This window comes from Luteibacter sp. P1_D3, assembly GCF_056406135.1.
Genome location: NZ_JBFUAT010000023.1, coordinates 46,202 through 71,116, shown reverse-complemented (window position 1 = coordinate 71,116; position 24,915 = coordinate 46,202). Strand labels below are relative to the sequence as shown.

Genomic DNA, 24,915 nt, shown 5'->3' with positions numbered 1-24,915 from the left:
TCATCGAACTGCCCTACGACGACACCTGGTTGCGCGACTCCGGCCCGATCACGCTCACCGGTCCGGACGGCGTGCTGCTCAACGATTACCGTTTTACCGGCTGGGGCGGCAAGTTCGGCGCCGAGCAGGACGATGCCCTGATCTCCGGCCTGCTCGAGCGCGGCGTGCTTTCGGGCCTGCCGCACAAGCGCATCGACTGGGCGCTCGAAGGCGGCGGTATCGAGAGCGACGGCCGCGGCACCATCCTGACCACCTGGAAGTGCCTCAACCAGCGTCATCCGGAGCTCTCCCGCGAGACCATGACCGACACCCTGGCGACCACCCTGCACGCCGACCGCGTGCTCTGGCTGGACCACGGTTACCTTGAAGGCGACGACACCGACGCCCATATCGACACGCTGGCGCGCTTCTCCGAGGACGGCGGCATCGTGTACCAGGCTTGCGACAACGAAAGCGATCCGCACTTTGCCGAACTGGGCCAGATGGGCTCGGAACTGGCGGCGCTGCGTTCGCCGGAAGGCAAGCCCTACCCGCTGCATCCGCTGCCCTGGGCCGAGCCGATCCTCGACGAAGGCCGTCGCCTGGCGGCGTCCTACGCGAACTACCTGATCATCAACGGCGCGGTGCTCGTGCCGGCCTACGGCGATGAGAAGGACGCGGAAGCGGCGCGGATCATCGGGCTGGCCCACCCGGGCCGCGAAGTCGTCCAGGTGCCGTGCCGCCCGTTGATCTGGCAGAACGGCAGCCTGCATTGCATCACCATGCAGCTGCCCGCCGCGATCGCCCAGTAACCCTGAGGAAGAAAACGATGACCCGCAAGACCCTCAAGGTCGCCCTGCTCCAGGAAACCGACCGCGGCAGCCGCGACGGCAACCTCGACGCCATCGAAGCCGGCCTGCGCGAAGCGGCCAAGGCTGGCGTGGAACTGGTGTTGTTGCAGGAACTGCACAACGGCCCGTACTTCTGCCAGCGCGAGAGCGTGGACGTGTTCGACCTCGCCGAGACCATTCCCGGCCCGGGCACCGAACGCATCGGCAAGCTCGCCGAGGAGCTCAAGCTCGTCGTCATCGCCTCGATCTTCGAGAAGCGTGCTACCGGCCTGTACCACAACACCGCCGTGGTCTTCGATCGCTCGCGCGAGATCGCCGGCAAGTACCGCAAGATGCACATCCCCGACGATCCGGCGTTCTACGAGAAGTTCTACTTCACCCCGGGCGACCTCGGTTTCGATCCCATCCAGACGTCGGTCGGCAAGCTTGGCGTGCTCGTGTGCTGGGACCAGTGGTATCCGGAAGCCGCGCGCCTGATGGCGCTGGCTGGCGCCGATATCCTGTTCTACCCCACGGCGATCGGCTGGGATCCGAACGACGACGATGCCGAGAAGGCACGCCAGCGCGAAGCCTGGATCACCGTGCAGCGCGGCCACGCGGTGGCCAACGGCCTGCCCCTGCTCTCGTGCAACCGCACGGGCTACGAGGCGGACCCCTCCAACGTCGGCAGCGGCATCCAGTTCTGGGGTTCGAGCTTCGTAGCGGGCCCGCAGGGCGAGTTCATCGCCCAGGCCGGCACCGACGGCTGCGAACTGCTTATCTGCGATGTCGACATGGAGCGCAGCGAGCATGTTCGTCGCATCTGGCCGTTCCTGCGCGACCGCCGCATCGACGCCTACGGCGACCTGACCAAGCGTTTCCGCGACTGATCCCCCTCTTAAGGACTCCGAGCGCATGATCCCTGCCGAGCACGACGAAACGCTCCCCGCCGCCCTGGAAGGCCAGCCCATCGAGCGCATGAGGCGCGACGGCGTGGACTACGTCATCCTCGGCACGGCTCATGTCTCGCGGGCGAGCGTGCACGCGGTGGAAGCCCTGCTCGAGACCGAGCATTTCGACGCTGTCGCCGTCGAACTGTGCGCCAGCCGGGCGCACGGCATCCGCGATCCCGAAGCCTTCAAACAGCTCGACCTGTTCCAGGTCATCCGCCAGGGCAAGGCCGGCATGGTCGCCGCGAGCCTGGTGCTCGGCTCCTTCCAGAAGCGTCTCGCCGCGCAGTACGGCATCGAACCCGGCGCCGAAATGAAGGCCGCGATGGACGGTGCCGACGCACGCAACCTGCCCGTCTGGCTGGTCGATCGCGAAGTGGGGACGACACTGAAGCGTGCCTGGCGCAGCGTCGGCTTCTTCCAGCGCTTCGGCCTGCTGGCCGGCATGCTCGGCAGCGTGTTCGAACGCGAGGAGATCGCCGAAGCCGATATCGAGAAGCTCAAGGAATCCGACCTGCTCGAGAGCGCCTTCAGCGAATTCGCGACCAACTCGGCGCCGCTGTACAACGCGCTGATCGCCGAGCGAGACACGTTCATGGCCGCGCGCCTGCGTGAAAACGGCATGCGCATGGACCCGGACGCGCCGACGCGCAAGGTCCTCGTCGTCATCGGTGCCGGTCACCTCAAGGGCATGAGCGAGCAACTGGCCCACCAGCATGGCGATGCGCAGGGCCTCGCGGACGATCTCGCGGTCACGCCGCCCGCCTCGCCCTGGCCGAAGATCCTCGCCGTCGGTCTCGTCCTGGCGATCTTCGTCGCCATCGGTTTCGCCTTTTATCGCAGCCCCAGCCTTGGCGCGGACGCGGTGAAGAGCTGGATCCTGCTGACCGGTGGCCTGTCGGCGCTGGGCGCCCTGATTGCCGGCGGTCATCCGCTCTCGATCGTTGCGGCTTTCGTCGCCGGGCCCTTGAAACCCTTCCGCCCCGGCATCCCCTCGGGCGCCTTCAGCGCCATGGCCGAGGCGTGGATCCGCAAACCGCGGGTGATCGACTTCGAGCACCTTCGCGACGACATCACCCACTGGACAGGCTGGTGGAAGAACCGCGTGGCGCGGACCCTGCTCAACTTCTTCCTGGTCTGCCTGGGCACGATCGCCGGCGAATACATCGCGGGCTTCCACATTATTCGCAGCCTGCTCTGAGTCCCCTGCTACCCTGAGTTGTCGGTCGTCGCAACACGCCTCTATACTTCGACGGCTTTTCAACCCCGGCCCCGCCCGGCACCCAGGGAACTCTTAATGAAGCGTCTGCAACTGGTTGGTCTGATCGCTGTAGCACTGTGCGCCGCATCCGCTGCGCACGCCGAAGGGGACAAGGCCAAGGGACGGACGCTGGTCTATACCTGCAACGGCTGCCACGGCGTGCCGGGCTATGCCAACGCTTACCCCGAGTACCACGTGCCGCATATCGCCGGCCAGAACGAGCAGTACATCGTCAACGCCCTCAAGGCCTACAAGAGTGGCGAGCGCACCCACCCGACGATGGGTATCCAGGCGCAGAGCCTGTCCGATGAGGAAATCGCGGACGTTGCCGCCTACCTCTCCAGTCTCGCCAAGTAAGCCGCCGAGGACGAATGATGATCCGTGGTTTTTCCCTGCTCGCCCTGGGCGCGCTGCTCGCGCTGACCGCCACCCAGACCTTTGCCGCCGGTGATCCCGCGCGCGGCAAGACCAAGATCGCCACCTGCGTGGCCTGCCACGGCCAGGACGGCAACGCCGTCGACCCGCAGTACCCGCGACTGGCCGGCCAGTACGCCGACTACCTCGCGATGGCCCTGCACGAATACAAGGATGGCCGCCGTGGCAACCCGATCATGAAGGGTTTCGCCGCGACGCTGTCCGACCAGGACATCGACGATGTCTCGGCGTATTTCGCCACCATGCCGACCAAGCTCGACGGCCTGGAACATCACATCCAGGGCAGCGACTGAGCGAAACCAGGAAATTGTGGGAGCCGCTTCAGCGGCGATAACCCGGTTGCAGCAAGCACCCATCGCCGATGAATCGGCTCCCACACAAAAAAAAGCCCGCTTACGCGGGCTTTTTTGTTGCTTTAGCCGGCGGCTTTGGCGAAATACGGCTGCTCGCCCGTCTCGTGATCGGTGACATCGCGCACCTCGGTGATCTCCGGGATGCGCTCGCGCAGGGTCTTCTCCACGCCGTTCTTCAACGTGACGTCGACCATGCCGCAGCCGTGGCAACCGCCGCCGAAGCGGAGCACCACGATATTGCCGGCAGCGACTTCCACCAGCGAGATGCGCCCGCCGTGCGAGGCGATCTGCGGCGCGATCTCGGACTCCAGCACGAACTGGACGCGCTCGATCAGGCCGGCGCCCTCGCCCGGTGCCTCACCCTTGATCCGCGGCGCGCGGATATTGAGCTGACTGCCGGTTTCCGTGGTCTCGTAGTCGATGCTGGCAGGGTCCAGCCAGCGGGCGCTCTCGCCGTCCACGTACAGGTTGAAGCCCGTGCACTCGATGGTCCACTCGTCGCCGGTGAGCTCCGAGGTCGAGCAGAACTCCAGCTCGCACTGGGCCGCGGGCGTACCCGCATGAACCACGCGCACGCGAATGCCGAGGTCGTCGTCGCCCTGCTGCGAGAGCAGGCGCTGGAAATGCGCCTGGGCGCGCTCCGAGATGTCGATCATGAAAGGCTCCGAGGGGAGGTCCGGCGTGGGGAGCGCCGGATATAGCACCATTCTAGTACTGTTTAGTGGACGCCGCCTTTTGACAATTCAACCGCGACCGCCGACGCTTCGCGTTTTCAACGTACGGAAACTTCCCATGCCCCTTTCCCCCCTCGCCAGCCAGCACTGCACGCCCCGCAAGGGCGCCGAGCATGCGCTCGATCGGGCGGCCATCGACGGCCATCTCGCAGCCCTTCCCGGCTGGAAGGTCACGGCGGATGGCAAGGCCATCGTCAAGGACTTCCCGTTCACGGATTTCCACCACACGCTGGGCTTTATCAATGCGGTCGGCTTCATGGCCAACCAGGAAGACCACCATCCTGACCTCGAAGCCGGTTACGGCCATTGCCAGGTCCTGTGGTCCACGCATGACGTGGGCGGTCTGTCGCTGAACGACATGATCTGCGCCGCGCGCGTCGAGGCCCTGCTCGATCGCTGAGCTGCGCATGTTGTGGCCCCGCGGGACCGCCATCGCGGCGGTGCTGCTGGCGCTCGCCTCGCTTTTCGCCCTGCCCTGGTTCGCGGCGATCCTCGTCCGCGCGACGATCGAGCGCGACAGCGCCCAGGATCGCGCCGCTTATGCCGCTGGATCGTCGCCCTGGCACTGGCATCTCCGTGACAACGACGATGTCGTCGCGGGACGGGCCTTCGGCGGCGGGCAGCTGAAGACGCTGCCGAACGGCCTCCAGGTCACAGCCATCGACGGTTCGCCGCTGCAGATCGGCTTCCCGCTGACCCGCCAGGCCGACCTGCGTACCCTGACCACCCTGCGCCTCGACGCCTCGGCCTCGGCCAAGGGTCACTACGGCCTCGACCTGCGCCAGACGTTGCAAGCGCCGATCATCCATGCGGATCTGGGCGAGTTGGGGCCGGGTGCCCTGGTGCGCACCCTTCGACTGGACCGCCTGAAGTGGACCGACGCGGCTGGCCACGCCGCCATCCCGCCTGCCAGGGCGGCCATGCTCCGGCTCACGGCCACGCTTCCCGCCGACCAGACACTCACGCTTCGCGAAGCCTCGCTGGCGCCGCCGCCGACCTGGACGCCTCCGGACGCCACGGCCCTGCCCGACGGATTGACCGCCGAGGGCCTGCTCGACTGGCGCGATGCGCGACGGGTGACCGCACCGACGGCCAGCTTTGGCGACGCCAAGCCATCCCCACCCGCGCCGGTGTGGCAGCCATGGGCGGCACCGCTCCTGTATGCCTTGCTACTGATGATCGTCCCCGCGATACGCAAGGCCATGAAGCCGGGCCAGGAGACCACAGATACGCCCGCGAGGGCCGGGCCGATCGAGGCCTTGCTCGTGATCGCTGGGCCGGTGTGGTTCATCGCCGGACTGGGCTTGTCGAGTCGACCGGTCGCATCCGGCGTCGCCATGTTCGTGCTCGGCGTGGCTTACGCCGTCGTGTTGGGAATCCGGCGCCGGCTTCCGCGCTGGCGTTGGTTCGGCGCATGGCGGACGGCGGGCTGGCCACTCCTCGCCGTGCCGGTCGCCATCGCCATCATCGCCGTGGCCGGGCACGCCCCCGCGTGGCCTGCGGCCGGACGGGCACTCCTTTATATAGGTTGGGCCTTCGTCCAGCAGTGGCTGATCCTGGCTGTCGTCGCCGCCTTGCTGGCCCGGGCGCTGCCACGACCGCTGGCCGTCTTGCTCGCCGCCGTCGCGTTCGCCCTGCTGCACACCCCGAACGGCCTGCTGATGCAGCTTTGCTTCGTGGCCGAGCTGGGCTGGGCCTGGTGGTACCTGCACCACCGGGCCCTGTTCCCTGTCGCGCTGGCCCATGCGCTCAGCGCCCTGCTCCTGCAGGCCTGCCTGGCCGGGGGCATCCTGCGCTCACTGGAAGTGAGCGCCCGGTTCCTCGGCTGAGACAGCGCGACCGGTATGACGGCTCAGCCGGCCAGTTTGTCCAGGAAAGCCTTGAGTTCGTCGGGCAACGGCGAGGAAAAATCGTAGTTCCTGCCGTCCAGATCGAAGCTCATTCGGGCCGCATGCAGGAACATCCGCTTCAGGCCCATGGCGCGGAAGCGCTTGTTCGCTGCTTCGTCACCGTACTTCGGGTCGCCGGCCAGCGGATGGCCCGCGTACTGGGCGTGCACGCGGATCTGGTGGGTCCGACCGGTACCCAGGGTCGCCTGCATGAGGCGGGCGTTCGGGTACTGCTCCAGTTCCTTGAAGTAGGTCAGCGAGGGCTTGCCGGCGTCGTCGACCCGGACCAGCCGCTCACCCCCGTGCATCACCGACTTCAGCAGCGGCGCGTTGACGTCGAACTTAGCCTTCCGCGGGGTGCCGGTCATCAGGCAGAGGTACTGCTTCGTGACGGTGTTCTCGCGGATCAGGGCCTGCAGCCCGGTGAGGCCCGAACGCGACTTCGCCAGGACGAGCACGCCACTGGTATCGCGGTCGAGGCGATGGACCAGCTCGAGGTGCTCGTTGGGCCGGGCGGCGCGCAGCAGCTCGATGGCGCCATGGCTGACACCGCTGCCGCCGTGGGCCGCGATACCGACCGGCTTGTCGATCACCAGGAAGTGCTTGTCTTCGAAAATCACCGCGTCGGCGACCGATTTGACCATGCCGGAGGGGGCCACGCCCTCCTCTCGCTCGGCCACGCGGACCGGCGGAATCCGCAACATGTCGCCCAGGGCAAGGCGCGTTTCCGGCTTGGCCCGCTTGCCATTGATACGGACCTGACCCGTTCTCAGGATGCGGTAGACCAGGCTGCGCGGCACTCCCTTGAGCATGGTCATCAAGGCGTTGTCCACGCGCTGACCGTCCCGCTCGGGACCGATTTCGACGATGCGCACACCTTGGCCGCCGTCGAGGGAAGTTACCGTCTGCATTGATAAAACTCGAATTTGATAGGATACTCGGCGAGCGCCAGGCTCCGCTGAAGACTTATCTCTCGCGGGGTGCCTGTACCGTCACGTAAGGCGAGTGTCATGCCATTCCGTCCGAGGGGTCGGAAGGTGAGCACACCCCACATCGTAACGGTTCGGGTTGCGGTTGTCCGGCTAATCCGTAAGGACGCGGACCGGTTGCAAGGCGCTTATCACGAATCACGCCGGGTCCAGGTATCGGTCCCGGATCCCATGCCGCTTGAAGCCTCACCGCTGCGGCGCGATCCCCGGCAGGCCGCCCCAAAGGGCGCCACCGCGGCACGCGGCCGCGCGGCAAGGTCGAGGAATTACAATGAAGCGTATGTTGATCAACGCGACTCAGCGCGAAGAGTTGCGCGTGGCCATCGTCGATGGCCAGAATCTTTACGATCTCGATATCGAAATCCCGTCCCGGGAACAGAAAAAAGCCAACATCTACAAGGGACGCATCACCCGCGTCGAGCCGTCTCTCGAAGCCTGCTTCGTCGACTACGGCGCCGAGCGCCACGGCTTCCTTCCGCTGAAGGAAGTGGCCCGCGAGTACTTCAACCCGAACGCGGAAGGCAAGTCCAACATCCGCGAGCTGTTGAAGGAAGGCCAGGAAATCATCGTCCAGGTCGAGAAGGAAGAGCGCGGCAACAAGGGTGCCGCCCTCACCACCTTCATCAGCCTCGCCGGTCGCTACATGGTGCTGATGCCGAACAACCCCCGTGCCGGAGGCGTCTCGCGCCGCATCGAGGGTGAAGACCGCCAGGCCCTGAAGGAAGCGATGGAGCACCTCTCGGTGCCCGACGACATGGGCCTGATCGTGCGTACCGCCGGCATGGGCCGCGACGCCGAAGAGCTCCAGTGGGATCTCGACTACCTCCTGCAGCTCTGGAAGTCGATCTCCGGTGCCGCCAACTCGCAGAAAGCCCCGTTCCTGATCTACCAGGAATCGAAGCTGTTCATCCGCGCCCTGYGCGACTACCTGCGCAACGATATCGGCGAAATCCTGATCGACGAAGAGCAGCTGTTCAGCGACGCTCGCGACTTCGTCCAGCAGGTCATGCCGAACAACCTGCGCAAGCTCAAGCTCTACCAGGATCCGACTCCGCTGTTCTCGCGGTACCAGATCGAAACCCAGATCGAGAGCATCTTCGAGCGTAACGTCCGCCTCCCCTCCGGCGGTTCGATCGTCATCGACCAGACCGAAGCCCTGACCGCCATCGACATCAACTCGTCGAAGGCCACCAAGGGCAGCGACATCGAAGAGACGGCGTTCAACACCAATCTCGAAGCCGCCAGTGAGATCGCCCGCCAGCTGCGCATCCGTGACGCCGGCGGCCTGATCGTCATCGACTTCATCGACATGGACAGCCCGCGCCACCAGCGCGAGGTCGAAGAGCGTCTCAAGGACGCCCTCAAGGCGGACCGCGCCCGCGTCCAGATCGGTCGTATCTCCCGCTTCGGCCTGCTCGAGATGTCGCGCCAGCGCCTGCGTCCGAGCCTCGGCGAAGCCACCCAGATCGTCTGCCCACGTTGCGAAGGCCACGGCCACATCCGCAGCGTGGAATCGCTCGCCCTCTCCACCCTGCGTCTCATCGAAGAGCACGCGATGAAGGAAAACACCGGGCAGGTCCTGGTGCAGGCGCCGCCCGCGGTCGCCAACTTCATGCTCAACGAGAAGCGCGCCAGCGTCGTCGAGATCGAGCTGCGCCATAACGTGCACGTGGTCGTCGTCGCCGACGACAAGCTCGAGACCCCGCACCTGGAAATCACCCGTATCCGCGAGGCGGACATGGGCGAGCACAGCAAGCCGAGCTACGAGCGCACCACCCCGGTGGTCGCCGTCGCCCTGCCGAAGATGGGCCAGGCCCTGGGCAGCGGCGAGCAGCCGCTGGTGACCGGCGTGGTTCCGTCCACCCCGGCGCCGATCCGCGACGACGAAGACGAAACGCCGGCCGCGCCCGTCGCTGCCGCCAAGGCACGTCCGGTCGCCGCCGCTCCGGCCGCGAAGGGCGGCTTCTTCTCGCGCCTCTTCGGTGGCCTGTTCGGTTCGTCCGCACCGGCAGCCCCGGCGGCCGAGCCGGCACCGGCCCGTCGCGACGAATCGCGTCAGGGCAGCGGCGGCCGTAACGAGCGCAATCCGCGCCGTGACGACCGCCGTGGCAACGAAGGTCGCAACAAGAACAACGAGCAGCGCCAGCAGGGTCAGCGCGGCGAGCGCGGTGAACGTGGCGAGCGTAAGGACAACGCGCAGCAGCAGCCGAAGGGCCAGCAGCAGGCCAAGGGCGGCAACAAGCAGGGCCGCGGTGAACCGCGCCAGGGCGAGCCGCGTCAGGGCGAAGAAAAGCAGCCGCGCCAGCCGAAAGAACAGCAGCAGGGCGGCCGCCAGGGCGGTCGTCAGGGCCAGGAGCCGCAGGRCCAGCCCGGCGAAGGCCAGGGTCGTCGCCAGCCACGCGGCGAGCGTCAGCCGCAGGGCGAGAAGGTCGAGAAGATCGAAAAGGCCACCACGCTGGTCGCCGGTGCTGCTCAGACGGCTGCACCGGGTACCGTGCACGTCCCGGCCGAGCGGCCCAACGCTCCGCTGAAGGACGAGGAAGGCGTGTCGCCGGTCATCACCGACGAGGCGCTCACCCAGGTCGAGGGCTCGCTTGCCGCCGATGGCAGCGCACCGTCCACCGACACCAAAGACACCGAAGGTGGCCAGCGCCGTCGTCGTGGCCGTCGCGGCGGTCGCCGTCGTCGTCGCCAGGAAGACGGTACGCAGGCCGGTTCGATCGAAGGCGGCAACGCTGACGATCTCGATGACGAGGACGGCGACAGCGACGACGTCGTCGATACCGCGCCGGCTCGCACGACGCGTGACAGTGCCAGCGTGCCGCCGATGCTCGATACGGCAGCCGCTGCCGAGAACGCGTTCGCCGTGGGCGCCCCGCGCAACGAAGCTACCCAGCCCGCCGCTTTCGCCACGGACGACGAGTCGGTGCCGTCGGCACTGACCCTCGGCTCGCTGCCCAAGCTGCCGCCGATCCCGGGCACGTCCGCTCCGGTCACGTCGCACGCCCACCCTGTCGACCCGGCCACGCCGGCCGACTCGGCGCAGACGCGTACCACCGAGCGCCGTCAGACCGAGTCCGATGCACCGCTGACGTCGAATCCGGTGTCGGTCGAGGCGCCGGCACCCGCACCGGTCCTTGCGGCGCACGTCGCCCCAGCACCGGTCGCCATCGCCCCGGCGGTGGAAGAGCCGTCCATCGAGCTTGCGACGTCGGCCAAGCAGGCGTCCGTGCTCGACACGCCGGCTCGCGGCATGTTGCCGGACACGACCGCTGAGACACCGGTCGTCGAAGCCGCTGTCGAAACACCGGCCCCGGTCGAAGCACCGAAGCCTGTCGTTGCTCCCGCCGGCCCGACGCCAGCCCCGATCGACGCGGAAGCTGTCGTGACCGCCCCGAAGCCGACGCCCGTCGCTCCGGAAGCTGCGGCTCCGCAGGCAGAGCCCGCGCCGGAGCCGGTTGCGGCACCCGTAACGGCACCTGTGCCGGCACCGGCTGTGGTTGCAGCTCCCGTTGCTACCCCGGTCGATGCACCGACGCCGGTTGTTGCCCCGGACACGGCTCCGACTCCGGTCACGGCTCCGACTCCGGTTGCCGCGCCGGCGCCCGCGCCGGTGGCTGCACCCGTGCCGACGCCTGCCCCGGTCGCGGCTCCGCCCGCACAGGGCGACCTCCTGACGCGTCCGCGCCAGGAGCCGTCGCACGGCGACACGCCGCGCGACGAGCACTAAGCAAAAAAAGCAGGGAGGCTTCGGCCTCCCCAAAAGAAAACGCCGGGCAATGCCCGGCGTTTTCGTGTCATGGGTACGAACTATCTCAACTGCCAACCTGATGGTTGTGCGTGTCGAGCAAACCGTGCACCGTCATCAGGTGGGCGAGGCCGACGACGTGATCGACGTGCAGCTTTTCCATCAGACGCTGTTTGTACGTGGACACTGTCTTGGGGCTCAGGTTGAGCCGCTCTCCGATGGAGGTAAGCGGCATGCCGCGGACCAGCATCATCGACACTTCCATCTCGCGGGTGGACAAGGTATCGAAGGGCGACTCCGAGCCATCGAGCGTGGCAAGGGCAAGCTGCTGCGCCACCGACGGGGCGAGGTAGCGCCGACCTGAAGCGACCTGGCGCACGGCACTGAGAAGCTCGTCTGACGAGCAGCCCTTGGTCAGGTATCCGAGCGCACCCGCATCGAGCAGTCGCTTTGGAAAACGGGCGTCATCGACAATGGTGAGAATGACGATATTCGTGCGCAATTTGGCACGTACGACACGCTCCGTCAGTTCGACCCCGCTCATGCCCGGCATGTGGACGTCCACAAGCGCGATGTCCGGCGCAAGCGTGCGGATGAGCCGCAGGCCCTCTTCCGCCGTACCCGCTTCTCCCCTGACCCGGAAATCCGCTTGCTGCTGCAGGATCATCCGGAAACCGGTCCTGACCAGTTCATGGTCGTCGACCAATACAACGTTAATCATTTAGTGCCCTCCCTGGGCCGACTGTGCTTCGTTGCGCGCGGATCGATCGCGCGCGGCCTGCGGACGCATACAATGCCAGATGTGCAGGCGAGACAACCAGCGTGTACATATCATCAACCTCGGTCGCGCCAGCCTGTAGCGGTAGACGCCGTGCTGCGTGAGGTGACATGACCTGATGTTCGTGTCATCGTCGCCCACGCCTGTTTGTAGGCGTACACGTAAGGACATGCTTTTCTCATGGAAGACACAACCTACCTCCTAGGTAAACTTGCCGCATTGGAATCGGCGCTCGACGCCGCATTCGCCACGCATCCCGACCCGTCCGCTCTGATAGCGGCGCTGGCAGAAGCAATGTGTCGGTATACACCGGCATGCCGGCCCCAGGATGAGAGCTCATTCGCAGAAGGATGGATGGCCGTCGTGACACCTTTATTGACCGACCAGACCTATGGCGAGACCTCGGCTCTGTTCGCAGGCATCACCGCTCCCGGTGACACCGTGCTTTCGGCCCGGAAACGCAAGATTCACTGAGCGACGACCACCTCGTCCTCACGCAGCGGGCACGGTATCGTCAACGTCATCGCTGCAAGGTGGATGCTCCCCTATCAACCGGAGCACACCTCTTGGCTAATGAGAAAAATCGCCCACCGCAGCATCCCGGCCAGAACGATCCGCCGAGCGATCCACGCACGCCTACCCGTGAACCGGAGACGGACGCCTCAGGCGATCCGCTCGATGGGACGGGCGAAGATAACCATCAGACGAAGAAGTAAGCGCGTTACGCGATGCGCTTTCTACCAAGACCCGCTGCCCGTGCCGAGGCACGCCGACGGAGCAAGATGATGGCCGCGAGGATGAGAATCGTCGGACCCCAGCGCCCACCCGTCGCCATAGCGAGCAGCTTGCCTGCTGCCATGGCGCCGAGCGCGTTGGTGTGTTCGGTGGACATGATCCCTCTCTCCGGGTTCTTGCGACCACTCAAGACTCGTCTTGCCGCCATGGCAAGATCGTGAAGCCGGAGACTAGACGTCCTCACACGACGTCGGAGTCGACAAGCCACGTATCGAGCGCCACTATGAGGCCCGATATCGCCCTGACGCCCCTCCTTCGATGCGCCGAACCTTAGCCGACTATGCGCCCTGGATTGCGATCGCCCTGGCTATCGCCGTGGCCGCTGCGTACTTCGCCCTGAATGCACCGAGCGGTCACGACACCTATGACGACTGCCTCGCCCGGCTGGCCACCTCCGACGACACGGATGCGACCCGCGCGCTGAACCGTGCCGCGTGCGCGAACAAGCCGGGCGCCGCGCCCGCGACGACGACCGGCACCCAACCGTAACACTGACCTTCGCGCCCGTTTCATGGCCATGCACCGAGCATCGGTGCATGGGCTACTTCGCGTGGATCCTCTTCATCGGCGTGTTGCTGGTGGCTACCTCCATGGCCGCCGGGGTGATACGGCGCGGTCCGATCACATCGTTTGCGGTGTATCTGGCAGCGGGCGTCCTGGTCGGTCCCGCCGTCCTCGGCCTCGCGCGCGTGCCCTTCGATCACGACAACGCGGGCTGGCTTCGTGCGGTGACCGAGACCGGGCTGGTGGTCTCGCTTTTCATCACCGGGCTGAAGCTGCGCGTACCTTTCCGCCATGGCGGGTGGAAGACGGCGGCGCGACTGGCCGTGCCTGCCATGCTCCTGACGATCGGTGGGGTCACGGTCCTTGCCCACCTGGCACTGGGCTGGTCATGGCCGCTGGCACTGGCTCTCGCCGCGATTCTGTCGCCCACCGATCCCGTGCTCGCCAACCTCGTCTCCGTAGACGACGCGCGCGACGACGATGCCCTCCGAGTGGCCCTTTCAGGCGAAGCCGGGCTCAACGACGGCACCGCCCTGCCCTTTCTTTTGCTCGCCCTGACGTTGATGACGACGCGGGAGACAGGGACCGCCCTCTGGACTCACTGGGTAGGTGTCGAACTAGCCTGGGGATGGCTGGCCGGGATCGGACTGGGCTTCGCCATGGGCTGGCTGATCGGCCATGCGGGCACGCATCTGCGCCACGTGACTCGGGATGTAGCGCCGAGCGATTTCCTCGCCCTGGGAATCATGGCGCTCGCCTATGCGGGCGCCGAGCTGCTGCACGCATCCGGCTTCCTGGCCGCTTTCGCGGCCGGCGTCGGCCTGCGTCGTGTCGAAATACACGTAGCCGGGAAGCACTCGGCGGACAGCGACGACGTCGTCCCGGACAACGCGTCCGAGCCTGCGGAATTGCTCGTGCGACCCAATGAACGCAGCACGGCCGGCAACGATCACCCCGTGCAAACCGTCGGCTGGGTGGTTTCGGACGCCCTCTCGTTCGGCGACACGATCGAACGCCTGATCGGTGCCCTGCTGGTGTTCGTCGTCGGCGTCGCCGTGCTGCCGGCCTTCAGCTGGGCCGGCGCCTTGGTGGCCCTCGTTCTTTTTCTGGGCATCCGGCCAGCCTCGGTGTGGCTATCGACCGTTCGCGACGGGCTGCCCTGGCAGCGCCGCCTGCTCCTGGGCTGGTTCGGCATCCGCGGGCTGGGCAGCCTGAACTATCTCGCCTATGCCTTGACCCACGGCCTGGCAGGCCGCGACGGCGACGACCTTGCGACGATCGCCCTCACCGTCGTGGCACTCAGCATCTTCGTCCATGGCATGACCACGACCCCATTGATGGAGTGGCGCGCAAAGGCCCTGGAGCGCCGGCGACAAAAAGTCGTCATTAGGTAGAACTACGGTAGCAAGCGACGGCGGATTCACGCGTACTCGTCGGTGCGGCCGCAGTACGGCCAAGCGTCCTCTCCGGAGAGTCCACCCATGGGCAATTTCACTACCGCGTCCACCCGCCTGGCGCCGCATCGGCACCGGGCGAATCACACGCCCCGCCGCGAACTGCGCTCCGTCTCACCCGACGATGGCCTGCAGTTGAACCGCCGGACGAATCTCCGCGGGGCCCTCATCGAACTGGACTGGCTGGGTGTGTGTTCGTACGAGAATCAGGCATCGTTTCTCGGCCTCGGCAAGCGCATGGTGCTGACCGAGCTACTGCGCGGCGCCGATATCAGCACTCCCATCGCGCGGGACATCGAATGGGCCATGCATAAGCGCCATGGCTGGATGGATGAAGACCATCGCAACGAGACGCTCGACGACTGACGTACCGTCGCCACGGGCCAATTATCGCAAGATGTTTCGAGTGTCCGGCGCCCGCGCGCAACGGCAACATCACGGTGACTGAGCGAGGATCTCCCGGCTGATCCTCACTTCACCGGAAGCGCCGCGATGGCTAACTCAAAATCACCTTTCGACCGCCTCGCGAGTTGGGCAGCGAGCGCCTCCGGAACACCGTCGGCATCGATCGGGGCTGCGGCACTCGTCGCCGTGTGGGCGGCGTGCGGACCCTTCTTCCACTACAGCGAAACCTGGCAGCTGGTCATCAATACCGGCACGACCATCGTGACGTTCCTCATGGTCTTCCTGATCCAGAGTTCGCAGAATCGCGATTCGTGCGCCGTGCATTTGAAGCTCGACGAGATCATCAGCGCGATGAAGGGCGCGAAAGACGAACTCATGGATCTCGAAAGCCTCGACCAGGCATCGCTGGACAAGATCCGCGACGAGTACGTGCGGCGCGCCGAGCTCGCGCGCAGCGGCCATTCGGTCAAGGGCGAGGATGGCGTGCCGACGGTTTGACCGTCGAGCACACGTCCGTCTCCTTCAGTTCGCCGGCACCCTTGACGTAGGTGCCCGGCGACGTGCCTGCACTACTCATCACCATGCGCAGCGTTCCGTCCGGCTCGCGCAGGTTGATGCGTTGCACGTCGAGTTGCTCGAGCGTCATGGTCCTGGGTGATGATGCAAAACCACTGGCTACCGTGACGACAAAAACCGCCGTCAGGACGCCCCAATAGATCATCAGAAAACGCTGCCCCGACACGCTCATCGTTCCATCCCCTCCCGAATGAGGTGCGCCGCAGTCTTTCAGATAACCACCCGCAACTCAGGGAGAAAAGCAATGAGAGCCATCGGAGCAACACTGATTGCGGCGATTGCGATGATATCGATGCCCGCCAAAGCGGCCAACGACACCGGCGAAGAACTCTACACTTTGCTGAAGCGCTACGTTGATTCCGTTGAAAGGCAGCCGGTTATTCCAGACGAGGCCAAGGATTTCGCCATGGCCCAAAACATAGGCTACGTTCTGGGCGTTTGGGATGGCATCATGATTGCGCGCGTCATGGCCAAGAAGGATACGAGCTGCATGCCCGCCGGACTGTCGAATGTCGCGCTGGCTCGAACGGTCCTCGGACACATTGACGCGAAACCTGGCGAACGATCGATCAGCGCCACTTACGTCGTAGCCAATGCGCTGATCGCGTCTTATCCCTGTCTTAAAGATTCCAAGTAGCTATGGTTGAGCCCCGCCATGAGTGAGGCTCTTGGCACTTGGCTACAGCGGTTCAGAAGCGGAATTCCACCCCTGCCGCATAATTATCGAACGTGACCTTGTTCTTGAAACCGTACGCCTCGTAGCGCGGAGCGTAGTGGTCATAGGTAAAGGCCAGGCTGACCTGCGGACTGAAGTCGTAACCAAATCCGATGCCTGCGTAATAGTCGGTGTCGTAGCTACGGTAATGGTCACTGAAACCCTCCGTGGCTACACCATCGAGCGTACCTGTCGAACGCACGCGAATGGTGTTCCTGTAACGGGCGACGCCAGCATGCGCGGTGATGAAGTACTGCGCGGGGAGTTCCCACTTGCCGTTCACACCGAGGAGCAGCGCTTCGTTCTTCGACGTGATCCGGCTATGGCTCGTATACGCGTGCGTACCCGTAACGTCGGCAAAGCTCATCGACTGGTCGAATGTGGAATGAACGCGGTTGAGATTCGCATAACCACCTTCGACGCCGAGGTAGAAAGGCGCATCGACTGCCCAACGGTAGCCACCCAGCGCGCCATACGCGGGACTGCCTTTGGATTCCGAACTGGAGCGTCCGACGTTCGCCTGGACGAAGGCCCCCTGGCTATCCGCATACACGGCGGCGGAGGCGGAGAGTGCCGCGATGGCAGCGGCGAGTAACAGAACGTTCTTCATGAATTTCCCTGTTCCTGATTCGACCCCCGGCCAACTGGCCGGCGAGACCCTTGGGGCGGTCGCATTCTAGCCGTAAGACGGTGCGACCGTAGTCAACGACGAGCTTCAGCAATGACCCCTTATTGTCCGGGCTTATCGCCGCCCAGCAGAATCATTTCAGTCAGTAATGCAGCCCCTAGCCCCGGCGAGTCCACCTCCCGATAGCCCACTGCCTTGATTCCCGAGCTTTCCTCAGCCTGTATCAAGATGACGGGCGTCTTCTTTCCGGACGCCTTGTCGACGTGCCAGGCGTATTGCGGGATCTTGATGTCGAGGGGCGTACCAACGGACGTGCCGGCGTTACCGATAGCGAATGCCGCGCAGCCTTTCTTCATGTCCGCCGATGTAGCAGGACGAGCACGAACGAAGCAGTCTTTGGGCAACTCTGGCCAGACGATGCCGGTGGCTTTTCCCGTTTCCGAGAAAACACCTAAGGCGAGCAAGCCGATGAAAACCAGCCTGAGATTTATCACGACAGGCATCCTTAGTGGCGCTGGTTGTGCTCGCGTATGCACTGAGCTGCGTCCTTTGCCGAGCCGCTGCCTTTGTTAAGGCACTTGATGAAGGCTTTGTCCCGGCGCTCATCCTTCAGGCAGCGTTTCATCGCGTCTTCTCGCTCGGATGAGGACAGCGGTGAGGCCGACTCGGTAATGTCCTTCAGAACCGCTTCGCTGGCCCCCACGACTTGCTGGCATTCGGCTTCTGAGTAGTGCCGGCGACACCCTCCAAGGGCTAGCGCGAGCAGGAGAAGGACCGCAAGGTGTGCCTGACGCATAATCATTCCTTGAAGGAGCGTTGGGTGACCGGCGCCTCCCCATAGAGCGCCACCGGCAGCAAGTTTTTGCGATGGTATCTATGGATTGAGAGCCTGTCGATAGCGCCTGAGGACTGAACTCAGTCTTCCGTGGCCGGAAAGAAGATCGGCTTGATCTCAACCCCGAAGGGTTCGTGCATGACCCAGGTGGGTTCGGCGACCGTCAGACTCGGCGCCAGGAGCTCGTAGGGCACGTATATGAAGCGAGCAAAGCCCGGCGCTTCCAGCTGCACACGAAGTGCGTCCTTCACCGGCGAGTTGTATCGATCCGGAATGTTTACGTCAGCCGCAAGCGCGACACCAATGACTCTCCCCTCCCCTACCGCTGCGAGGAATGCACCGGCCATCAGTTGATACATTTCCTGGCTTTTGGGCATCTCATCGCCGTCCCAACCTCCGACAGCGGCCAGGTCGCCATCGGGCGACAGTGTCGCGCCGAACGGAAAGAACTCCCCGGCGTCCTTGAGCATGGTGTGGGCGAAATCCATGCAATAGGCCAGAAGCGGATGTAGTTGATCAGGTGTCGCTGCCATGGATTTACTTCTTTGACTGGATGGCCGTGTTTTCGAGAATCGCCGTGGCGCACGCAGCGGTCTTGCCGCCGGGGCCCGATGAGCACATGGGCTTGGAGCCCTGCACACCGACGGGGGGACGATCGTCAGCCCAGTTGGGCGACGCCGTGGCGCAGGCCGAAAGACAGAACACGACGCACAAGCAGGCAAGAAGGCGCATGGATGACACTCCTTAGACCAAATTGATTCGACGCGTTCAGCGCGCGCCAGAAGCGGCGAGAATGGGGGCGAGGTATTGCTGGGCGATCCACCAGAATCCTCCTACCAATGCCACCATCACGGCCATCGCGCCCCCCATGACCCAGGCCTTCGTCGCCACATGTGCCATCTGTGTCTCGATCCGTCCGATCGAAACCTTGATGTTAGTGAGATCGCCATCAATTCGCTCGACGACTCTTTCCAGGCGGTCAACTCTCGGGTTCATACCACCATCGTGGGGCCCGTCCCCGCCACCGTCAACAGGTGGTCGATATTTTGATCCTTTGAGATCGTGGACCGTTCCCATCAGCGAATTCCCTCCGGCGGGAGAGGTTCGTTGCCGTTCTTCAACCAGTAGTCGTACAACTGCCGATTTGTAAACCAAACATTTCCGCAGTTCATGCAGGTCATAACAATGAGCGGCAGGAAGAGATCGACATTTGCTTTGGTCTGATCTAGCGCCGAGGGCAACGCAGCCGTCGGTGCTGACGCATCATCATTCATGATCGCCCAAGCTAAAGTCCCACATCGGTCGCAGGTGTGAGAGATCACTCCTTTAGCGGAATGAAATCGAAACAGGGAACCCCCATCGATGGGGGAATAGTGCGTGTTTTCGTCCGTCGACATGACCTCACCAAGTTGACCCAGATACGCTGACGAGTCTGAGCAACAGACCAAGCCGTGTCTGTAGGACAACGGCGGCCAGTCGCAAGATAACGCGAACGTGACGTGAATCACGCCTGGAGCTGTGTAGGGAAAGGACTACAGAAAGTTCAGAGCCACCCTACAGAATTACCGCCGAGACGGTACTCATGATGCCCTCGCCTCTTCGATGCATGGGGCGCCCACTATCAGGGGAAACGTATGAAACGAGCCGCGCTCGTCGTCGGCAGTTCGGTCGCGCCTGCCCTCACGCAAGAGCATCTCTGCAGATGAAGAAACTACTCCTTCTCGCGTGCCTATTGGCGCCACCAGTAGCTTCCGCGCAAACCACAAAATTTTTTGGCTATTTCGGCGGTGACGGAATCACTCCAGGCGCTCCACCAGCATTTTCTGAAATGAAGGACCACATCAACCTCTACACAATCTTGGGATCCCAGCCGGGAAATACGCCGGGAGATCGTGCCATCTCTGAAGCCTACATTCTCGGCCAACTATCATTGGCCAAAGCCGCGCACGTTCATGCGATGGTTCCTGGCGCACCAYTCATCTTTCAAGTGAATGGAGCCTGCTCGACCCCCGATCCTACCGGCGCGGCAAACTGGGCGGATTTCGCCCAGAAAATGGTTGACCAGGGCTACCTCATTCCTGGCGACGCGGCGAGAAGCACTTTAGTCGCCATATACATCTCGGATGAACCGAACAGCGAAAACTCGTGTCTTAACGATTCTGGCGGAGCGGCAAATCCAACCTTCCAGGGCGGCGTATCTATCCTTAGGCAAAACCCGTTTACTGCCACCGTCCCCATTGCCTCGGTACTGAGCCGGAACGCGAACAACTTTACGCAAGGGGCGAAGTTGCTCGATTGGGTGGGATTTGACTACTACCCCGACGATGGAAACAAGTGGAAGAATGACTTCGCCTCCTTCAAGGCCGCCGTTCCGGGGAAGAGATACATCATCCTCCCGGGAGCGCAAACCGGGTGCAAGGACGTTACTAAGAATGATCCAACAGCATTCTTGGATGCAATGAGCAACGATCCTTCGGTCGTTTGGTTGGCACCGTTCGCGTGGTTCTCGGGTAGTGAAGCTTCAGGGTCGGCCCCTTGTCTCGGAGTGCGCGACATACCTTCCCTGAGAGCCACGTACACGGCAGAGGGACACCAGATCACAGATCTGCAGTGCAGCTCTTCGATCGCCGACAAGTGGTTTTGCGGCAAGCCGACAAACATAAACGCGGCGGTCAATTACCTGCTCGACAACTAACGCGATCCGCCTCGCTTTCAGATCAACGGAGCTCGGAAGACAACTCGCTCCATACCCATACAGAAGCCAAGGGGAATCCCATGAAGACTGCCACCATTGCTATCGCTCTTATGAGTCTATTCGCCTCAGCACATRCATTCGCTGCTTCGGACGTTAACCGCACTATCGTCTCACTGGGATCRCAAGGCACGGGCTATGTCCAGGTCGCGCCTGTTCTCTCGCAGCCCTGCAAGTTCGGCACCGTCTATTTGCCCGACCTTAGCCAGCCCAACGCCAAGGGAATGATGGCTGTGCTGCTGTCAGCCCAAGCACGCGGCGCACTTGTCGCGCTGACCTATGATATGGACGTCAACGGCATCTGCACCGCCAATACGGTTTCCGCCCAGTAACGATAGCGTTCCGGAGGGTGGACTTTATCGCCACCCTCACCCTTCGATGCGAAGAATCTCGCCGAAGCAAGTTTCGGCCTCAGTGACCGCGACATGGTGCCCGGAGTCGGACTCGAACCGACATACCCTTGCGGATGAGGGATTTTAAGTCCCTTGCGTCTACCGATTTCGCCATCCGGGCGGAAAGAAAAAAGGCGCAACCGCGGAAACGGATGCGCCTTCAAAATGCGATGGAGGCCGAGGTCGGAATCGAACCGGCGTACGCGGATTTGCAGTCCGCTGCATGACCACTCTGCCACCCGGCCATCGCTTGCGCAGCGCGAGAGTAACCGCGAAGCGCTTAAAAAACAAAACCTCGGAGGTCCGAGGTTTTGTAGAATTACATGGAGCGGGAAACGAGACTCGAACTCGCGACCCCGACCTTGGCAAGGTCGTGCTCTACCAACTGAGCTATTCCCGCGTCGTTGTCCAGCTATTCTAAATCAGATCGGAAATGTGTCAACCACTTTGCACCGACTTTTTTTCACTTTTTTTCACGTCGTCTGAATCCCCGCGCAAACTGGGCCACGCAGCCCTCAGGTAGTCCACTCCCGACCATATGGTCAAGATGCCGGCGAGGACCAGGAGCGCCTCACCGATGTTGTACGAAGCCAGGGACTCGGTGTCGTGCTGGACCAGCAGCACCACCAGCGCGACCATCTGCGCCAGGGTCTTCAGCTTGCCGAGGAAAGCCACCTTCACTTTCGAGCGCGCGCCGATCTGCGCCATCCATTCACGCAGCGCGCTGACACTGATCTCACGGCCCACGATCACCGAGGCGGTTACGGCCAGGAGCACGCCCTGCCAGCCGCCCGGATGGGACTGCACCAACAGGAACAGGGTCACCGCCACCATGAGCTTGTCGGCCACGGGGTCGAGAAACGCTCCGAAGGCCGAGGTGAGGTTCATCCGGCGGGCCAGGTAGCCGTCGAGCCAGTCCGTAAATCCGGCAATCACGAAGACCGCGGCGGCCCCGAGATTGGACCAGCGGAATGGCAGGTAGAAGACGACGACCATGACCGGGAGCAGGAGCACGCGGAAGAGGGTCAGCCAGGTAGGCAGGTTGATTCGCATAGTCGGTCGCATGCAACTTAGGGATGAAGCATGGCATAGATGCGTTCGGCGAGACCGCGATCAATCCCCTTCACACTCATCAATTCTTCGACACCGGCCGCTTCGACGCCGGCCAGGCCACCAAAAGCCTTCAGTAGCGCGGCGCGGCGACGTGCACCCACGCCAGCCACATCTTCCAGCGTACTCCGCTCGCGTGCGGCTTCACGGCGCCGGCGGTGCCCGCTGATGGCGAAACGGTGCGCTTCGTCACGAACCGCGGCGACCAGATGCAAGGCCGGCGACGACGTGCCCGGATGCAGCGTCTTACCCGTCTCCGCCAGGACCAGCGTCTCCTCACCGGCGCGACGCCCGGGACCTTTCGCCACGCCGACCACGCGAATGCCTTCCACACCCAGCTCGCGCAGGACGTCCACAGCCTGACCCACCTGCCCCATACCGCCGTCGATCAGCAGGATGTCGGGACGGACCCCGCCCTCCACCACTTTCTTGAAGCGGCGAGTGAGTGCCTGGTGCATGGCGGCGTAGTCATCGCCGGGCGTGATGCCCGCGATATTGAAACGGCGGTAATGCGATTTCTCCGGCCCTTCGGGACCGAACACCACACAGGAGGCCACGGTGGCCTCGCCCCGCGTATGACTGATATCGAAGCACTCGATCCGTCGCGGCGGTGCCTCGAGCTCGAGCACCTTCTGCAAATCGTCGAAGCGCGCCAGCAAGGTATGCCGGCTGGCGAGACGTGATGTGAGCGCCGCGCTGGCATTGCGCTGGGCCATTTCGAGGAAGCGCGCGCGTTCGCCGCGCACACTGGGCTTCAGCGAGACGACGTAACCGGCGTGATCGGAAAGGACCCCTGCGAGTACATCGATGTCTTCCACTGGGTCGCTCAGCACCAGTTCGCGCGGCACCTGGCGCTCCAGGTAGTACTGCGCGATGAACTGCGCCAACACATCGCCGACGGAGGCATCGATCGGCAGGCGCGGGAAGAAGTCGCGCGAGCCCAGGCTCACGCCGTTGCGGAAGAACAGCACGCTCACACAGGCCATGCCGCCCTCCAGGCAACACGCGATGACGTCCATGTCGGCGCTGGCGCCCTGGACAAAGTGCTGGGCCTGCAGCTTACGCAGCGCCGAGACCTGGTCGCGCAGCGCGGCGGCGCGCTCGAAGTTCAACGCCATGCTGGCCTGGTCCATTGCCACGGCCAGCTCGTCGATCACCGCACTACTGCGGCCTTCGAGGAACATCTCGGCATGGCGCACGTCGTTCTGGTAGTCGGGTACGTCGATGAGCCGCACGCAGGGCGCACTGCAGCGACCGATCTGGTGCTGCAGGCAGGGACGCGAGCGATTGCGGAAGTAACTGTCCTCGCACTGACGCACCTTGAACAGCTTCTGCATCAGCCCAAGGCTCTCGCGCACCGCGAAGGTGCTCGGATACGGCCCGAAATAGCGCCCCGGCCCCGTCTTCGCACCGCGATGGAAGCCGAGGCGCGGATAGTCCTCGCCCCCCGACAGATAAATGTACGGATAACTCTTATCGTCGCGCAGCACGATGTTGTAGCGCGGCTTGAGCGACTTGATCAGTTGGGATTCGAGCAGCAGCGCCTCGCCCGCGGTACGCGTCAGGGTGACTTCCGCCCGCGCGATCTGCGACACCATCGAGGCGATACGCGGATCCATCGGTGGCTTGAGGAAGTAGTTGCTGACGCGCTTCTTGAGGTTCGCCGCCTTACCGACGTACAGCAGCTCGTCTTCCGCATCGAAATAGCGGTAGACGCCTGGCGAGGTGGTGAGGTGTCGGACGAAGGCCTTGCCGTCGAACGGATGCGACTCGGTGTGCTCCATGTCCGGCATTTTAGCGTGTCGGCGCCGACCAGACGCGAAAACGCCGGCATGGGGTGGAGTCCATGCCGGCGCCGACCTTCCGTGGGCTGTCGCCGTCCTTGGGGGATGACAGTGGCGACAGGGATAGATTAAGGGCTTGCCCGTGGCCACGCGCCCGGCGCCGGCCGTCTACGGGCGTCGGGCGAGCCCTCGCTCGGCTGTAGGGGAATTCCGACCCAACTCAATGGCCGCCGGAGGCCAACCACCGCTCGGCCCGCACCAGGTCCTCGGGGGTATCGATGCCCGGTGGAAACGGCTCCGGGGTCAGTTGGACCGAGATGGCGTAGCCGTGCTCCAGGGCGCGCAGCTGTTCCAGCGATTCCGCACGCTCCAGGGGCGTTCTCGGCAGGGCCGCCAGCCGGCGCAGGAAGCCCGCACGGTAGGCGTAGATGCCGATGTGACGCAGGAAGGGCACGTCCGTCGGGAGGCTGTCCCGGCTCTGGGCGAAGGGATCCCGCGCCCAGGGCGCCGGCGACCGGGTGAAATACAGCGCGCGGCCATTGCTGGCGCGGACCACCTTGACGATGTTCGGATCGAAGAATTCGTCGGCATGGGTGATCGGCGTGGCCAGCGTGGCCATGGGGGCCTCGTCGCCCGCCAGCGTGGCGACGACGGCGCGGATGCCCGCAGCCGGCGCAAAGGGCTCGTCGCCCTGAAGGTTGACCACGATGGTGTCTTCGGGCCAGCCAAAATTGCTGGCGGTCTCGGCGATACGGTCACTGCCCGAGGCGTGATCCTCCCGGGTCATGCAGACCAGGATGTCACCGCAGCCGCGCAACTCCCGCGCCACACGATCGTCGTCCGTCGCCACCACCACCTGTGCGGCACCGGCGAGCCCCGCCCGTTCGGCGACGCGCCGGATCATCGACTCGCCATCGATCTTCAGCAGGGGCTTGCCCGGCAGGCGGGTCGAGCCGAAGCGCGCGGGCACCACGACGACGAACGGTGGGATCTTGGAGACCATGACGACATCCGTAACA

General features: G+C 64.2%; 31 protein-coding genes and 3 tRNA genes. 16 read left to right on the top strand and 18 right to left on the bottom strand.

Translation table 11 applies throughout. The features are described 5' to 3' along the window. The 5 genes from AC1DYM_RS15445 to AC1DYM_RS15425 all read left to right on the top strand — a co-directional run. Positions 1–791, top strand: a 791-nt coding sequence (locus AC1DYM_RS15445) for an agmatine deiminase family protein (RefSeq protein ID WP_477339770.1), incomplete at its 5' end; no start/stop codon positions are given. A 17-nt stretch (positions 792–808) separates the two neighbouring features. Then, positions 809–1,699 (top strand): carbon-nitrogen hydrolase, encoded by an 891-nt coding sequence (locus tag AC1DYM_RS15440; RefSeq protein WP_477339768.1) that lies wholly within the window; start codon positions 809–811, stop codon positions 1,697–1,699. A gap of 25 nt (positions 1,700–1,724) precedes the next feature. Next, positions 1,725–2,960, top strand: a complete 1,236-nt coding sequence (locus AC1DYM_RS15435) for a TraB/GumN family protein (RefSeq protein WP_477339766.1) — start codon at positions 1,725–1,727, stop codon at positions 2,958–2,960. A 96-nt stretch (positions 2,961–3,056) separates the two neighbouring features. Continuing rightward, positions 3,057–3,377, top strand: a complete 321-nt coding sequence (locus AC1DYM_RS15430) for a c-type cytochrome (RefSeq protein ID WP_046969130.1) — start codon at positions 3,057–3,059, stop codon at positions 3,375–3,377. A 17-nt stretch (positions 3,378–3,394) separates the two neighbouring features. Next, positions 3,395–3,748, top strand: coding sequence for a c-type cytochrome (locus AC1DYM_RS15425; RefSeq protein WP_477339763.1), 354 nt, complete (start codon positions 3,395–3,397; stop codon positions 3,746–3,748). Between the two features lie 122 nt (positions 3,749–3,870). Here AC1DYM_RS15425 and AC1DYM_RS15420 read toward each other — a convergent pair whose 3' ends face one another. Continuing rightward, positions 3,871–4,464, bottom strand: coding sequence for an NfuA family Fe-S biogenesis protein (locus tag AC1DYM_RS15420; RefSeq protein ID WP_477339761.1), 594 nt, complete (start codon positions 4,462–4,464; stop codon positions 3,871–3,873). Between the two features lie 136 nt (positions 4,465–4,600). Between AC1DYM_RS15420 and AC1DYM_RS15415 the strand changes: the two genes are divergently transcribed. Both AC1DYM_RS15415 and AC1DYM_RS15410 read left to right on the top strand, forming a co-directional pair. Continuing rightward, positions 4,601–4,942, top strand: coding sequence for a 4a-hydroxytetrahydrobiopterin dehydratase (locus AC1DYM_RS15415; RefSeq protein ID WP_477339759.1), 342 nt, complete (start codon positions 4,601–4,603; stop codon positions 4,940–4,942). A gap of 7 nt (positions 4,943–4,949) precedes the next feature. Continuing rightward, the gene (locus tag AC1DYM_RS15410) at positions 4,950–6,371 is read left to right on the top strand and encodes a CPBP family glutamic-type intramembrane protease (RefSeq protein ID WP_477339757.1); all 1,422 of its coding nucleotides are present in this window, start codon (positions 4,950–4,952) and stop codon (positions 6,369–6,371) included. Positions 6,372–6,394: 23 nt separating this feature from the next. Here AC1DYM_RS15410 and AC1DYM_RS15405 read toward each other — a convergent pair whose 3' ends face one another. Next, complete coding sequence (locus AC1DYM_RS15405) at positions 6,395–7,342, bottom strand: RluA family pseudouridine synthase (protein WP_071924986.1); 948 nt, start codon at positions 7,340–7,342, stop codon at positions 6,395–6,397. 349 nt (positions 7,343–7,691) lie between these two features. Here AC1DYM_RS15405 and rne point away from each other — a divergent pair, with 349 nt between their 5' ends. Then, positions 7,692–11,150: a ribonuclease E gene (gene rne, locus AC1DYM_RS15400; protein ID WP_477339755.1), complete on the top strand. Its 3,459-nt coding sequence runs from the start codon at positions 7,692–7,694 to the stop codon at positions 11,148–11,150. A gap of 85 nt (positions 11,151–11,235) precedes the next feature. Here rne and AC1DYM_RS15395 read toward each other — a convergent pair whose 3' ends face one another. Continuing rightward, entirely contained in the window at positions 11,236–11,889 is a 654-nt protein-coding gene (locus AC1DYM_RS15395; RefSeq protein WP_046969125.1) for a response regulator, read from the bottom strand. A 237-nt stretch (positions 11,890–12,126) separates the two neighbouring features. Between AC1DYM_RS15395 and AC1DYM_RS15390 the strand changes: the two genes are divergently transcribed. Next, positions 12,127–12,420, top strand: coding sequence for a hypothetical protein (locus AC1DYM_RS15390; protein ID WP_477339753.1), 294 nt, complete (start codon positions 12,127–12,129; stop codon positions 12,418–12,420). A 247-nt stretch (positions 12,421–12,667) separates the two neighbouring features. Here AC1DYM_RS15390 and AC1DYM_RS15385 read toward each other — a convergent pair whose 3' ends face one another. Beyond that, positions 12,668–12,838, bottom strand: coding sequence for a hypothetical protein (locus tag AC1DYM_RS15385; RefSeq protein WP_477339751.1), 171 nt, complete (start codon positions 12,836–12,838; stop codon positions 12,668–12,670). 161 nt (positions 12,839–12,999) lie between these two features. On the opposite strand from AC1DYM_RS15385, the gene AC1DYM_RS15380 reads away from it, so the two are divergent. The 4 genes from AC1DYM_RS15380 (at position 13,000) to AC1DYM_RS15365 (ending at position 15,602) form a co-directional block, all read left to right on the top strand. Further along, complete coding sequence (locus AC1DYM_RS15380) at positions 13,000–13,230, top strand: hypothetical protein (RefSeq protein ID WP_477339749.1); 231 nt, start codon at positions 13,000–13,002, stop codon at positions 13,228–13,230. A 47-nt stretch (positions 13,231–13,277) separates the two neighbouring features. Continuing rightward, positions 13,278–14,639, top strand: coding sequence for a cation:proton antiporter (locus tag AC1DYM_RS15375; RefSeq protein ID WP_477339747.1), 1,362 nt, complete (start codon positions 13,278–13,280; stop codon positions 14,637–14,639). A gap of 87 nt (positions 14,640–14,726) precedes the next feature. After that, positions 14,727–15,065 (top strand): hypothetical protein, encoded by a 339-nt coding sequence (locus AC1DYM_RS15370; protein WP_477339745.1) that lies wholly within the window; start codon positions 14,727–14,729, stop codon positions 15,063–15,065. A 126-nt stretch (positions 15,066–15,191) separates the two neighbouring features. Beyond that, positions 15,192–15,602, top strand: coding sequence for a low affinity iron permease family protein (locus tag AC1DYM_RS15365; RefSeq protein WP_477339744.1), 411 nt, complete (start codon positions 15,192–15,194; stop codon positions 15,600–15,602). On the opposite strand, the gene AC1DYM_RS15360 is transcribed toward AC1DYM_RS15365, so the two are convergent. Then, on the bottom strand, positions 15,571–15,852 hold the full coding sequence (locus AC1DYM_RS15360; RefSeq protein ID WP_477339742.1) for a hypothetical protein: 282 nt from the start codon (positions 15,850–15,852) through the stop codon (positions 15,571–15,573). The two genes, AC1DYM_RS15365 and AC1DYM_RS15360, sit on opposite strands and share 32 nt — an antisense overlap. 72 nt (positions 15,853–15,924) lie before the next feature. On the opposite strand from AC1DYM_RS15360, the gene AC1DYM_RS15355 reads away from it, so the two are divergent. After that, positions 15,925–16,317, top strand: coding sequence for a Rap1a/Tai family immunity protein (locus AC1DYM_RS15355; RefSeq protein ID WP_477339740.1), 393 nt, complete (start codon positions 15,925–15,927; stop codon positions 16,315–16,317). Between the two features lie 52 nt (positions 16,318–16,369). Here the strand turns inward: AC1DYM_RS15355 and AC1DYM_RS15350 are convergent, their stop codons facing one another. From AC1DYM_RS15350 to AC1DYM_RS15320, 7 genes are all read right to left on the bottom strand, one after another. After that, positions 16,370–17,005 carry an outer membrane protein gene (locus AC1DYM_RS15350; RefSeq protein WP_477339738.1) on the bottom strand — a complete coding sequence of 212 codons (636 nt, stop codon included), beginning with the start codon at positions 17,003–17,005 and terminating at the stop codon, positions 16,370–16,372. A 119-nt stretch (positions 17,006–17,124) separates the two neighbouring features. Beyond that, positions 17,125–17,517 carry a hypothetical protein gene (locus AC1DYM_RS15345; protein WP_477339736.1) on the bottom strand — a complete coding sequence of 131 codons (393 nt, stop codon included), beginning with the start codon at positions 17,515–17,517 and terminating at the stop codon, positions 17,125–17,127. A gap of 11 nt (positions 17,518–17,528) precedes the next feature. Beyond that, entirely contained in the window at positions 17,529–17,819 is a 291-nt protein-coding gene (locus AC1DYM_RS15340; RefSeq protein WP_477339734.1) for a hypothetical protein, read from the bottom strand. 119 nt (positions 17,820–17,938) lie between these two features. Beyond that, entirely contained in the window at positions 17,939–18,391 is a 453-nt protein-coding gene (locus AC1DYM_RS15335) for a hypothetical protein (protein ID WP_477339732.1), read from the bottom strand. A 4-nt stretch (positions 18,392–18,395) separates the two neighbouring features. Then, positions 18,396–18,590 (bottom strand): hypothetical protein, encoded by a 195-nt coding sequence (locus tag AC1DYM_RS15330; RefSeq protein ID WP_477339731.1) that lies wholly within the window; start codon positions 18,588–18,590, stop codon positions 18,396–18,398. Between the two features lie 36 nt (positions 18,591–18,626). Next, the gene (locus AC1DYM_RS15325; protein WP_477339729.1) at positions 18,627–18,935 is read right to left on the bottom strand and encodes a hypothetical protein; all 309 of its coding nucleotides are present in this window, start codon (positions 18,933–18,935) and stop codon (positions 18,627–18,629) included. Then, positions 18,935–19,255 carry a hypothetical protein gene (locus AC1DYM_RS15320; protein ID WP_477339727.1) on the bottom strand — a complete coding sequence of 107 codons (321 nt, stop codon included), beginning with the start codon at positions 19,253–19,255 and terminating at the stop codon, positions 18,935–18,937. Before AC1DYM_RS15320 ends, AC1DYM_RS15325 begins: the two co-directional genes overlap by 1 nt. Positions 19,256–19,560: 305 nt before the next feature. Between AC1DYM_RS15320 and AC1DYM_RS15315 the strand changes: the two genes are divergently transcribed. After that, positions 19,561–20,553 carry a hypothetical protein gene (locus AC1DYM_RS15315; RefSeq protein WP_477339725.1) on the top strand — a complete coding sequence of 331 codons (993 nt, stop codon included), beginning with the start codon at positions 19,561–19,563 and terminating at the stop codon, positions 20,551–20,553. A gap of 80 nt (positions 20,554–20,633) precedes the next feature. Beyond that, positions 20,634–20,942 carry a hypothetical protein gene (locus AC1DYM_RS15310; protein WP_477339723.1) on the top strand — a complete coding sequence of 103 codons (309 nt, stop codon included), beginning with the start codon at positions 20,634–20,636 and terminating at the stop codon, positions 20,940–20,942. A 94-nt stretch (positions 20,943–21,036) separates the two neighbouring features. Here the strand turns inward: AC1DYM_RS15310 and AC1DYM_RS15305 are convergent. From AC1DYM_RS15305 to kdsB, 6 genes are all read right to left on the bottom strand, one after another. Beyond that, positions 21,037–21,123, bottom strand: a tRNA-Leu gene (locus AC1DYM_RS15305). 50 nt (positions 21,124–21,173) lie between these two features. Next, positions 21,174–21,247 (bottom strand) — tRNA-Cys (locus AC1DYM_RS15300). A gap of 79 nt (positions 21,248–21,326) precedes the next feature. Then, positions 21,327–21,402: transfer RNA gene (locus AC1DYM_RS15295), tRNA-Gly, on the bottom strand. Positions 21,403–21,440: 38 nt separating this feature from the next. Further along, on the bottom strand, positions 21,441–22,055 hold the full coding sequence (pgsA, locus tag AC1DYM_RS15290) for a CDP-diacylglycerol--glycerol-3-phosphate 3-phosphatidyltransferase (protein ID WP_477339721.1): 615 nt from the start codon (positions 22,053–22,055) through the stop codon (positions 21,441–21,443). A gap of 17 nt (positions 22,056–22,072) precedes the next feature. Beyond that, a complete protein-coding gene (gene uvrC / locus AC1DYM_RS15285; RefSeq protein ID WP_477339774.1) occupies positions 22,073–23,896 on the bottom strand; it encodes an excinuclease ABC subunit UvrC in 1,824 nt (607 codons plus the stop codon). A 220-nt stretch (positions 23,897–24,116) separates the two neighbouring features. Next, entirely contained in the window at positions 24,117–24,899 is a 783-nt protein-coding gene (gene kdsB, locus AC1DYM_RS15280) for a 3-deoxy-manno-octulosonate cytidylyltransferase (protein ID WP_477339719.1), read from the bottom strand. Positions 24,900–24,915 lie beyond the last annotated feature (16 nt).